This is a genomic window from Acinetobacter sp. UBA6720 (assembly GCF_002454215.1).
Lineage (GTDB): Bacteria > Pseudomonadota > Gammaproteobacteria > Pseudomonadales > Moraxellaceae > Acinetobacter.
In genome coordinates, this window is sequence record NZ_DKIK01000158.1 from 1 (window position 1) to 10,966 (window position 10,966).

11 protein-coding genes are annotated in these 10,966 nt (G+C 41.7%); 6 read left to right on the plus strand and 5 right to left on the minus strand.

Going from position 1 to position 10,966, the window contains the following annotated elements; genetic code table 11:
- On the minus strand, nt 1–129 hold a 129-nt coding region (locus B4F08_RS13835), incomplete at its 3' end, for an adenylyltransferase/cytidyltransferase family protein (protein WP_291374844.1).
- 141 nt (nt 130–270) lie between these two features.
- Here B4F08_RS13835 and smpB point away from each other — a divergent pair.
- On the plus strand, nt 271–747 hold the full coding sequence (smpB, locus tag B4F08_RS13840; RefSeq protein ID WP_004695532.1) for an SsrA-binding protein SmpB: 477 nt from the start codon (nt 271–273) through the stop codon (nt 745–747).
- A 41-nt stretch (nt 748–788) separates the two neighbouring features.
- Here the strand turns inward: smpB and B4F08_RS13845 are convergent, their stop codons facing one another.
- The 3 genes from B4F08_RS13845 to rluD all read right to left on the minus strand — a co-directional run bounded on the left by B4F08_RS13845 (nt 789) and on the right by rluD (nt 3,286).
- Complete coding sequence (locus B4F08_RS13845) at nt 789–1,355, minus strand: flavodoxin family protein (protein ID WP_058870093.1); 567 nt, start codon at nt 1,353–1,355, stop codon at nt 789–791.
- Between the two features lie 107 nt (nt 1,356–1,462).
- Nucleotides 1,463–2,203, minus strand: a complete 741-nt coding sequence (gene pgeF, locus B4F08_RS13850) for a peptidoglycan editing factor PgeF (protein ID WP_086208092.1) — start codon at nt 2,201–2,203, stop codon at nt 1,463–1,465.
- Nucleotides 2,204–2,233: 30 nt separating this feature from the next.
- Nucleotides 2,234–3,286: a 23S rRNA pseudouridine(1911/1915/1917) synthase RluD gene (gene rluD / locus B4F08_RS13855; protein WP_086208093.1), complete on the minus strand. Its 1,053-nt coding sequence runs from the start codon at nt 3,284–3,286 to the stop codon at nt 2,234–2,236.
- 71 nt (nt 3,287–3,357) lie between these two features.
- On the opposite strand from rluD, the gene B4F08_RS13860 reads away from it, so the two are divergent.
- A complete protein-coding gene (locus B4F08_RS13860; RefSeq protein WP_291374837.1) occupies nt 3,358–4,341 on the plus strand; it encodes an outer membrane protein assembly factor BamD in 984 nt (327 codons plus the stop codon).
- A 194-nt stretch (nt 4,342–4,535) separates the two neighbouring features.
- Entirely contained in the window at nt 4,536–6,428 is a 1,893-nt protein-coding gene (locus tag B4F08_RS13865) for a DNA primase (RefSeq protein WP_291374838.1), read from the plus strand.
- Nucleotides 6,429–6,453: 25 nt separating this feature from the next.
- Here the strand turns inward: B4F08_RS13865 and hemA are convergent, their stop codons facing one another.
- The gene (hemA, locus tag B4F08_RS13870) at nt 6,454–7,737 is read right to left on the minus strand and encodes a glutamyl-tRNA reductase (RefSeq protein ID WP_291374840.1); all 1,284 of its coding nucleotides are present in this window, start codon (nt 7,735–7,737) and stop codon (nt 6,454–6,456) included.
- A gap of 77 nt (nt 7,738–7,814) precedes the next feature.
- Between hemA and B4F08_RS13875 the strand changes: the two genes are divergently transcribed.
- The 3 genes from B4F08_RS13875 to ispE are packed head-to-tail and all read left to right on the plus strand — an operon-like array spanning nt 7,815 to nt 10,953.
- A complete protein-coding gene (locus B4F08_RS13875; protein WP_086208256.1) occupies nt 7,815–9,524 on the plus strand; it encodes a tetratricopeptide repeat protein in 1,710 nt (569 codons plus the stop codon).
- Between the two features lie 5 nt (nt 9,525–9,529).
- Nucleotides 9,530–10,111 (plus strand): lipoprotein insertase outer membrane protein LolB, encoded by a 582-nt coding sequence (gene lolB / locus B4F08_RS13880; protein WP_086208097.1) that lies wholly within the window; start codon nt 9,530–9,532, stop codon nt 10,109–10,111.
- Nucleotides 10,112–10,122: 11 nt separating this feature from the next.
- On the plus strand, nt 10,123–10,953 hold the full coding sequence (ispE, locus tag B4F08_RS13885) for a 4-(cytidine 5'-diphospho)-2-C-methyl-D-erythritol kinase (protein WP_291374843.1): 831 nt from the start codon (nt 10,123–10,125) through the stop codon (nt 10,951–10,953).
- The last annotated feature ends 13 nt before the right edge of the window (nt 10,954–10,966 follow it).

Below are 10,966 nucleotides of genomic sequence, written 5' to 3' on the forward strand. Positions count from 1 at the left end.
TTTATGATGACCAATGGCAATGGCAACCACCACTTCATCAAACATACGTGATGCACGTGTGACCAAATCAATATGACCATTGGTAATTGGATCAAAAGTCCCCGGATAAATGACGCGAGTTTTAGACATCCATTTTTACTCTGTTGATTTTGTAGAGCCATATTTTAGCAAAAACTTGTTTTATAGGTGAAGAAACTCCATAAATTTGAAAAAACTTCACCTTAACCCTGCTTTAAGGCACAATAGGTACATTGTTGGAAGTAATTGATTATGGCGAAAGCAACTGTAGTTAAAAAAAATACCAGTGGGACGATTGCACAAAATAAACGTGCACGTCACGACTATTTTATTGAAGAAAAATTTGAAGCTGGCCTGTCACTGCAAGGCTGGGAAGTAAAATCGTTACGTGCAGGTCGTATGACGTTGTCTGAGAGTTATATTACCTTTAAAAATGGCGAAGCTTTCCTGTTCGGTGCTCAGATTCAGCCTTTACTCAGTGCATCTACGCACATTGTTCCTGAAGCGACCCGTACCCGTAAGTTACTGTTGAACCGTCGTGAACTGGATAAGTTACTCGGCGCAGTGAATCAAAAAGGTTATTCATGCGTTCCGCTTGTTGCTTATTGGAAAGGGCCACGTGCGAAATTAGAAATCGCTTTAGTGAAAGGCAAACAGTTGCATGACAAACGTGCCACGGAAAAAGACCGTGACTGGCAACGTGATAAAGCCCGTATTATGCATAAGTAAGAAAAAACCTCCCATGTGGAGGTTTTTTCTTATTGGGACTGTTAATAATCCGCTTTTAGCTCAACCAAATATTTTCCGAACTTTCGAGCAGTTTCCAAGTCGCCTTCGGGTGGGGTTATTTCAACACTGGCATTGTCTGACTGAGTCATCAAACCTAAAAAGCTCGACATCCGATTAATATCGTGTTGGCTACGTCCCGTCGGCATAAACGGTAAACCTGCCCACAACATACCATGTTGCATTGCAAATAGATTAATCTGTTGTAATACCGCCAGTTTATCGCCACTTAAGCCACCACCATTGGTAAAGCCTGCAGCTAATTTTCCTTGCCAAGCCCGTGCTAACCAACGCTTAGAGGAATCTTCCATAAACTGTTTTAGTGCCGCTGTGAGACTCCCCATATAGGTTGGGCAACCCATTACAATAATATCGGCCTGATCTAACAAGTCCCATTGTACTGCAGCAACAGAAATCAAATGCACGTCAGCACCCGCCTGCTCTGCACCTTGTGCAATATACTGAGCGACTTTCGCCGTATGACCATAGGCGCTATGATAAACCACACACACATGAACAGGTGCAACAGAAACAAGATCAGGTACAGACATGGAAATTTTTAAGAGCAAAGAATTGAGTTAAGTTTAACACTTCCACTCGCTGAGTGGGGAGTAAGTGCAAGGATTAAAACAGCCAAGCACTTGATCACACGCCAAAACTATTGCATAAACACAAAAGTCGCCATACGCCCAGTTTTGGCATGACGTCGATAAGAATAGTACTCATCCGACTGGCTAAAGGAACACTGATCACCGCCAGAGACTACTTCAACACCGTGCTGTTTTAGAATGAATTTTGCGATTGCATATAAGTCAGCATAATACTTTCCAGCTTGCTCACCTGTTTGAAATGCAGATTCAAGCGCAGCATATTTTGAGCAAAAAGCATCTTTAACTTCAGCGCCAATTTCAAAACATGATTGGCTAATAGCTGCACCCAACCAAGCCCATGTCGGCTGAGTGTTCATACTGGCAATGGTATTTTCAATAATGCCATGCGCCAACCCACGCCAACCTGCATGTAAGTTCCCAACCTCGGTACCGTCAGCATTGCCTAAAACTACGGGTAAACAATCTGCAGTCATCATCATCAGGGCATGGTTTGCTCGCTGTGTCACCAAACCATCCCCTTCTTGAGCATCAAAGTCAATTTGCTCATTCACTACACGGCATATAGTGCTGTGAGTTTGCGTCATCCATGTGATTTTATCGACCCCATAGCCTGCAAACTCTTCAAGCAAAATCATACGATGCTGTTGCACCCGTGCGGCATCATCCTGTACATGCAAAGCCAAATTAAAACCTTGCAATTCAGTTTGAGTGGTCTCTAAAGCACGATCATGATGCACACGGGTTTGTCCCACAAAAACACCTGCCGGAAGTCCTTGAACAAATTGCATATACTGTCCTTATGATGATTCAGCTATAAATCAGTAAGCTTTATTTTCCGTCCGTAGTACATCGACCAAGGTCGCCAAGTCTGCTGGCCACGGCGCTTTAAACAGCATTTCTTCACCTGTACGAGGATGTTTCAAACCGAGCTCTGCTGCATGTAACGCTTGGCGTCTGAAACCACGTAAAGTCTCATCTAAAAGCTCCGATGCACCTGCAGGCACACGTACACGTGGCATATACACAGGATCACCAACTAAACCAAAACCAATATAACTAAAATGCACACGAATTTGATGCGTACGTCCAGTTTCAAGACGGGCTTGGATACGGGTGAAATGTTGGAAGCGCTCTTTCACGTTATAGTGTGTTACTGCATCTTTACCACCTGGCAGTACCGCCATTTTGACACGATCCACAGGGTGACGCTTAATCGGTTCATCCACCGTACCGCCCGCAATTACATTGCCATATACAATTAAGTCATATACGCGATAGACCGACTTTTTAGCCAACTGCTTGCTCAGTGAAAATTGTGCTTCTAAGTTTTTTGCAACAACCAACAAACCAGACGTATCTTTATCAATCCGATGTACTAAGCCAGCACGAGTCAGTTCTGACGATTTTGGATAGTGATGTAACAATGCATTGACCAAGGTCCCTGATGAATTTCCAGCACCTGGATGCACCACCATACCAACGGGTTTATTCACGACAATAATGTCATCATCTTCATAGACGATATCCAGTGGAATATCTTCAGGCAGGCTACGAGTTTGTGCTTCTAGTTCAACTTCAAGGGTTAACAGTTCAAATCCTTCACATTTATATTTAGGTTTGACACTGTTACCATTTACCAACAAATGGCCTTCTTTCAGCCACTGTTTGAGCTTTTCACGCGAAAAGTCGCTCCAAATCAGTGCTGCAACTTGGTCTATACGCTGTCCGAGATAAGATTCATCCAGTTGAAATTGCAACGATAAACGTGTTGCAGTAGAGCTTGAAGTATGGTTATCTGCATCCTCAGAATCTTCAAGTAAATTGAAATCAGTTTCAGGGAAATTTGGATCGGAAGATTGTGCTTGAGTCATTTGATCATTCAAACAAAAGTGATTTAATAGTGCAATTGTAGCTCATTGCCCGCATTAACAGAGGAATTTTTATGTCGCTACCACATTATAAAATGACAATGCTTGCTCTTACGGTTGGCATTGCATCGGCAATGGTAGGCTGTAGCAGCAATCCCAAGAAAGAAGTGGTAGATACCGGTCCACAATCGAGTGAACAGGTTTATATTCAAAAAGCAGAAACAGCACTAAAAAGTGGTCAATATACCGATGCTGCGAAACACCTTGAAGCCATAGATACATACTATCCAACAGGCGAATACGCACAACAAGCACAACTTGAATTGCTCTATGTGAAATTCCAGCAGAAAGATTATGAAGGCACCATTGCACTGGCTGACCGTTTTATTCGTTTAAACCCTCAACATCCAAACGTGGACTATGCCTACTATGTACGTGGTGTAGCCAATATGGAGCAAAACTATGATGGTTTACTACGCTATACCTCTTTAAAGCAGTCACACCGTGACGTGAGTTATTTGAAAGTTGCTTATCAAAACTTTGTAGATTTCATTCGTCGCTATCCTTCAAGCACTTATGCGGTAGATGCAGCTCAGCGTATGAAGTTTATCAGCAATGAGTTGGCTGAAAGTGAAATGAATGCAGCACGCTTTAATATCAAACGTAAAGCATGGGTTGCAGCATTAGAGCGTTCGCAATGGGTGATTGAACATTATCCTCAAAGCCCGCAAATACCTGAAGCTTTAGCGACAGTGGCATACTCTTATACGCAATTGGGCGATAAACAAACCGCTCAACAGTACATTGATGTACTCAAACTGAATTATCCAAATTTAGTAAAATCAAATGATGAAGTAAACTTACGCGCAGCACGTAAAGAAGCAAGTTGGATCAACCGTGCAACTCTAGGTGTGTTTGGTCGTGAAGAGCAAAATAGTTCTGAGCAAAAAATTGAGCAACCGAAAGAAATGACTGAGCGCAGTTTTACCAACCGCATCAGCTTCGGTTTACTCGACCGTCCTAAAACACCAGACAACGCAAGCACTGGAGCTGAATAATTCATTTGAAATATTCGCTATTTTACAAAGGGCAAGTTATCATACTTGCCCTTTTGTTTTATGCTGTTTTCGCTTGATCAAAACGCTCAAAAGGTATACAAAACAATTTAACTTTGATGGTTTTTTGCATTTTTAAAGCATCCATCTCTCTATTTTCTCACGTTTCTAAAGACTTCAGCGATTGACGACTCGACATGGCTATTCCTCAACATACTATTGATCAAATTCTAGATCGGACCGACATTGTCGACCTGATTGGTCAACGGGTGAAACTTAAAAAGTCAGGTCGTACCTATTCAGGTTGTTGTCCATTCCATCAGGAAAAATCACCATCTTTTCACGTTTACCGTGACAAACAGTATTTTCACTGTTTTGGTTGTCAGGCCAATGGAAATGCCATTCGTTTTTTAATGGACATCGACAGTCGTAGTTTTATAGATGTGATGAAGGATTTGTCGAGTCAAACAGGCATCGAACTGCCTAAAGACAATCGTGACTCGAAAAAACTGGTATATAAACGTGAAGCCAAACCTGTCGAACAACCCAAAGTAGAAGCGACGGAAGCTAAGGTTGAACGTACTCCTGCACAAGCCGAATTTCAGGTTGAACATGATCCATTTGCTGAATTTCAGTCCATGGACTACCAAGAGAGCTATGCAGATTTTGAAGCTTTTGAGGGCTTTAACACCGCCCCTGTTCAAGAAGGTAATTTATACGACCTATTAGAAAATATTGCACAGTACTATGAACAACAACTCCCACATAGTCGTACAGCACAGCAGTATTTTAAACAACGTGGACTCAGTCGAGATACTATTACATATTGGCGTTTAGGCTATGCCCCTGAAGACTGGCAACACTTAGAAAAAGCCTTCCCGCAAGATATCGAAGGCTTAAAGTTACTCGGACTGATTCGCACCAGTGACAGTGGACGGGACTTTGACTTACTCCGTGACCGCGTTATTTTCCCAATTCGTGATGCCAAAGGCCGCGTGGTGGGTTTCGGTGGTCGTGCCCTGAATGACGAAATCAAACCCAAATACATCAACTCACCAGACTCTGAGGTATTTCATAAAAACCAGTTACTTTATGGTTTATATGAAGGTCGCAAACAAAAGGCTCAAGACTGGCTAATGGTCGAAGGCTATATGGATGTGATTGCGCTACAGCAGTATGGCATCGCAGGTGCCGTGGCGACTTTAGGGACTGCCAGTAACACCGAACATTTAAATATTCTGTTTAAGCAAAACAACCGTATTACCATCGCCTTCGATGGTGACTTGGCAGGACAAAAAGCAGCACGTCGTACTTTAGAAATCGCGTTGCCTTTACTCAATGATGGTCGTGAACTGAAGTTTTTTGTTTTACCGAGTGATCATGATCCTGATTCATTGATTCGTCGTGAAGGTATTGAAAACTTTAATAAACTATTGCAACAAGCTCCTCTACTTTCAGACTTTGTTTTTGCCCACCTGACGCAGAACCATGACATCAGTAGTCCTGAAGGCAAAAGTCAGGTCATGAGTGAGTTGCGTCAACTGACGGACTTATTGCCGAAAACGGGCTCTTTCCGTTATTTATTGAATCAATCCTTTAAAGAAAAACTGGGTTTTGGTCGCCGTTGGACGCCTCAAGTTAGCAACGACGCCTCGTTGTCATTTAATATTCGCACCAAAGATGAAGACTTCGCGCTCGCCGTTTTGATCCATCATCCGTTTTTGTATATTCACTTTGAAACCTTGCGCGCTTATCTACCTGAAGATGAACTTTTGGCACATGTGCTACAAGTCTTGGATACTATTTTTGATGATCTGCCTGATGATCAAGAACTGGCAACCTATTATGTTTTGGGTGCGTGTAGCCGTTATGCCAATGCAATTGCCGATATTATGCAGCGCACCAATATTGAAGTGCTGACCAAAACACCTGAAATGGCCGATAAACTGGCCAGCGAATATGCTCTTTCGCTTGAAGAAAAATATTTGCGCCAAAAACTAAAAGCGCCTTTAAGCCTAGTTGAATCACGTAATCTACGTCAAAAGCTAAATGAATTGACCAAAAAAATAGGCTTAAGACTAATTACTTAAACCTATTAGATTTTTGTATTTGGATTTACTTTTTAGTTTTACGTCGTTTAGCAAAAGTCTCATTTAAACAATTTTGCATATGTCCAAAATAACTTGGATCTTCAGCTTTAGCTGCTTCACGTAGCATAATCGAGGTTGGATGCAGTAATTTCTGTGTCAGACGATGTGCAAAATCCTGCATCACCTGTTCTGCTTGTTCCCCTTTTGCAATACGAGCTAATGCGAGTTGTAATTCTTCTTGTCTTAACTGTTCACCTTGCTCGCGATAGGCATGAATGGTTTCGCCTGCTAGATTGACTTTTTGCTGTGTCACCAACTCCGTTGCCAGTTGATTCACCATCACCTCAGCTTCAACCGCCGCCTGACGACGCTGAGCAAGGTTTTCATCAATCACCGATTGCAAGTCATCCACGCCATATAAATAGACGCCATCCAAACTTTCAACTTTCGGGTCTATATCACGCGGAACAGCCAAATCCACCATTAACATTTGTTGATAACGACGCTTTTTTAAGGCCGCCTTCACATCTGGATAATGAATGACTTGATGCAAGCTTCCCGTACAACTAGAAATGACATCTGCGCGTGAAAGATTGTTCGCCAGCTGATCAAACTCAATAATTTCAACATCTACCCGATGTGCAATTTCCTGAGCCAAACTTTCAGCCCGCTCACGGGTACGGTTACAAATCAGGATTTTTGCGACTCCCATTTCAGCCAAATGCTTTGCCACCAAACTATTCATTTCACCCGCAGCAACCACCATGACCGTCAACTTTTCAGGTTTACTAAAAACTTGCAAAGCAAGCTGAGCAACAGCATAACCCATGGATACAGCATGACTGCCAACTGCCGTTTCCGAGCGCACACGCTTCGCTGCATAAAAAGCATATTCAAAAATTCGGTTTAAGTGCGGGGAAACGGTATGTGCCGATTTAGCGAGCGACAGTGCAGATTTAACCTGTCCCAAAATTTGCGGTTCACCAAGCATAAGTGAGTCTAAACCGCTTGCAACACGCATTAAGTGTGTCACGGCCTGCGCATTTTCATAACGATATACATGATTCAACAGTTGTTTAACATCTATACCATTTGCTTGGGCGAGCCAGTTTAATACCATATCTGAGTTTTCAGACATAGCATACACTTCTGTTCTGTTACACGTAGACACCACCACCATTTCATTTAAGTCATGGTTTTGGCCTTGTTGCTCAAGCAGTTGCGTTAACTTTTCAGGGTTAAATGCAATTTGTTCACGCAACTCTACGGAGGCGGTTTGATGGTTGACACCCAATGCAAAGAAAGACATATCAGATCATCATTTCGCTAAATTTATGCTATTGTGCAATAACGGTGTCATAAAAAGCATACTTGGATCAAGAAAAATTGCGTCAAACACATTGCCGACTGAGCGGCGCGAGAATTAAGCAATATTCTACCACATTCTTACTCGTCGGTAGCATGGCATCTAGTGCTCATCTTAGAGCAGCTGGAGAATTTTCGCTATCTAATTATGATGCAATTCAACAAAGTATGATTGCCGAATTTGCACTGGCCTACCAAGATAATGCAACGGCATTGCATAATTATACGGTCCTTGCAATTAAAAGTAATTCCACGACCATTAAACAACGCGCTTTAAATATTGCCCTTGAACAAAATGACTTACGTGCCGCACTCGACATTGCGACGCATTGGGTGGTGCAAGAACCCACTGACGTTCCTGCATTATTTTATCTATCCCACATTGCACTGAAAGCGCATGAATATGAGCTTGCTGCTGAAACATTAGACAAAATTCTCAATATTGACGCAAATGCCGATTTGGAACAAATTTTTGCAGGAATTGCCCCAGAAGAACCTGAAGATCAAGAAGTCTTAATTCAAGCCTTGCGTTCAAGTAAAGAGCGCAACAATCCCTCTATTTTAGCTCTGATTGCAGGTTTAGAAGCGCAAAATGGGCAGCTTGAACAAGCACTAATCACGATCAATAAAGCCCTAAAAAAGCGTGGTCGTGTTACAGGCTATATTCTTATGAAAGCCAATTTACTCAGTGCTCTGGGTCTAGAGGAAGAAACGCGTAATTGGTATGCAAAATCGAGTCGTAAGCATCGTGACAATGTCGAAGTTCGCTTAGCAGAAGCTAAATACTTAATTAAAGTAAATGCTTCCAATGAAGCCTTAGGCAAACTTGAAAGTCTTATTAAAAAGTGGCCTGATAATGAAGATGCCTTATTTATTGCCGGTTTAACCAGTATTGACCTAAAACAGTACGAAAAAGCAGAAAAATATTTGGTTGAACTACGGAATTCAGCCGAATATCAAAATGAAGCCTACTACTACCTTGCTGTAAATGCTGAACGAAAGCAACACTTTGAAACAGCAAAGGCCTACTATCGTTTAGTCGATGGTAGCTTGTATACGGTGTCACGTCGTAGCCTCATCAGCATTTATAGTGAACAAAATAAACTCAATGACGCACTGCGTTTTTTAACCCAAGAACGGGTCAATTATCCGCAACATGCAAGTTTTTTGTATCAAGCACAAGCCGATATTTTAAAGCGTATGAATAACAAAGCTGCTGCTATGCGTCTATTGGATGAAGCGATTAAAAACATACCAGATGACCCTGAGCTGGTCTATTCTGAAGTGCTGATGCTAGATGCACATACAGACAAGGAAAAACTTGAAAAACTGCTCAATCAACTTTTAAGCATTGAGCCCAATAGCCCGACATACTTAAATGCATACGCTTACACTTTAGCATTACAAAACAGACGCTTAGATGATGCTCGAAGATTTGTTGAACACGCTTTAGAGTATGCACCTGAGCAAGCTTCCATCTTAGATACTCTAGGCTTTATTTGTTATTTACAAAATGACTTTAGCACCTCAGCCAGAGTCTTAGAAAAAGCCTACATTCTCAGTGGCAGTGTCAATATTGGAGTGCGTTATGCACGTTCTGTATATATGTTAGGTGATCTGCAAAAATTCTCTACGGTGTTACAACAACTCAAACAAAAACATCCAAATGATCCTCAATTAGATCAACTCAATACTTTATTGTTACCCCAACAACTGAAAAAGAGCTCATAGTTTTTATGCGTATTTTCTCAAATCTGAGTTTAAGCCTACTTGCTGCAAGTAGCTTGGCACTAACAGGCTGTCAACAATTTACCAAACCGCAGCTTGATCCAAACACCATACAAACCGAAACAGATCAACAATTTAGCTTACAAGGTAAAATTGGGGTACGTACACCTGAACAAACAGGTAGTGCTTTTTTTACCTGGGTACAACAGCAACAAGAGTTTGATATTGAACTGAGTGGCATTTTAGGTGTGGGTAAAACACAAATTACAGGCCGTCCGGGTGAAGTCAGCCTCAATAGTGCTAAAACTGGGTTGATTCAAGCAGAAACCCCCGAAGAACTCTTAAAAATAGCCACAGGTTGGCAAGCACCGATCACCCATTTGGTCAATTGGGTTCAAGCCAAACCTGCGACAGTTCAGGCTCAAATAAAAAGAGATGCTGAAAAACGTGCAACTCAAATTGTTGAAGATGGCTGGAACGTGGAACTGAGCTATAACGAGCAAGCTAAAATGCCAAATCGGTTGATTTTAAAACAAGCACTTGAAAATGGTGCAGAAAACCGTATTACAATGGTCATTCAAAACCGTTAATTTGCTTCGTTATGATCCGTGTCCCAGCTCCATCAAAACTGAATTTGTTTTTGCACATTACAGGTCGACGTGAAAACGGCTACCACGAGTTGCAAAGTATTTTCCAACTGGTCGATTTATGTGATTGGTTAGAATTTGAGTCTCGTCCGGATCAACAGATTTATATTGAAGGCTTAAACAGTGTCGATTTGAATCAAAATTTGATTTATAAAGCGACGCAGATACTTAAACCGTATGCACAAACAGCTACCGGTTTATCTATTCATCTTGAAAAAAATATTCCAATGGGTGCAGGCTTAGGTGGAGGTTCATCGGATGCTGCAACGACATTAATCGTGGTCAATCAACTGTGGCAGTGCGGACTCAATACTGAACAATTAGCAGACTTAGCCGTTCAGTTGGGTGCGGACGTTCCCATCTTTGTACATGGCTTAAATGCATGGGCTGAAGGCATCGGTGAACACTTAACATTCATAGACTTAGATCAAAAACAATACATTGTGTTAAAACCTGACTGTTTTATCAGCACTCAACTGCTTTTTTCACAAAAAACGTTGACAAGAAACACGAAGAGCTCTACATTTTGCGCCTATCAGTTAAAGCCGTCTGATTTTGGAAATAATTTTGAGCCTTTGGCAAGAAGTTTATATCCAGAAGTAGATGAAGCGATGCAATATCTCGACCAGTTCGGTGTTGCAAAACTTACAGGTACAGGTGCTTGTGTTTTTACTGAAGTAACGAATGATATAAACATTGATGATGTTCTGGCAAATGCACCATGTAAAGCTTACTTGGTCAATAGTTTGAACGAGTCACCAATGCGACATTTCAAAGTTACCTGATAGGGGTATCGCC

Excerpts from the sequence above, each read along its gene's own strand:
- pgeF (WP_086208092.1), bottom strand. The coding sequence starts at position 2,203 with ATGCAATTTGTTCAAGGACTTCCGGCAGGTGTTTTTGTGGGACAAACC.
- rluD (WP_086208093.1), bottom strand. The coding sequence starts at position 3,286 with ATGACTCAAGCACAATCTTCCGATCCAAATTTCCCTGAAACTGATTTC.
- ispE (WP_291374843.1), top strand. The coding sequence starts at position 10,123 with ATGATCCGTGTCCCAGCTCCATCAAAACTGAATTTGTTTTTGCACATT.
- B4F08_RS13845 (WP_058870093.1), bottom strand. The coding sequence starts at position 1,355 with ATGTCTGTACCTGATCTTGTTTCTGTTGCACCTGTTCATGTGTGTGTG.
- B4F08_RS13865 (WP_291374838.1), top strand. The coding sequence starts at position 4,536 with ATGGCTATTCCTCAACATACTATTGATCAAATTCTAGATCGGACCGAC.
- smpB (WP_004695532.1), top strand. The coding sequence starts at position 271 with ATGGCGAAAGCAACTGTAGTTAAAAAAAATACCAGTGGGACGATTGCA.
- B4F08_RS13860 (WP_291374837.1), top strand. The coding sequence starts at position 3,358 with ATGTCGCTACCACATTATAAAATGACAATGCTTGCTCTTACGGTTGGC.
- hemA (WP_291374840.1), bottom strand. The coding sequence starts at position 7,737 with ATGTCTTTCTTTGCATTGGGTGTCAACCATCAAACCGCCTCCGTAGAG.
- lolB (WP_086208097.1), top strand. The coding sequence starts at position 9,530 with ATGCGTATTTTCTCAAATCTGAGTTTAAGCCTACTTGCTGCAAGTAGC.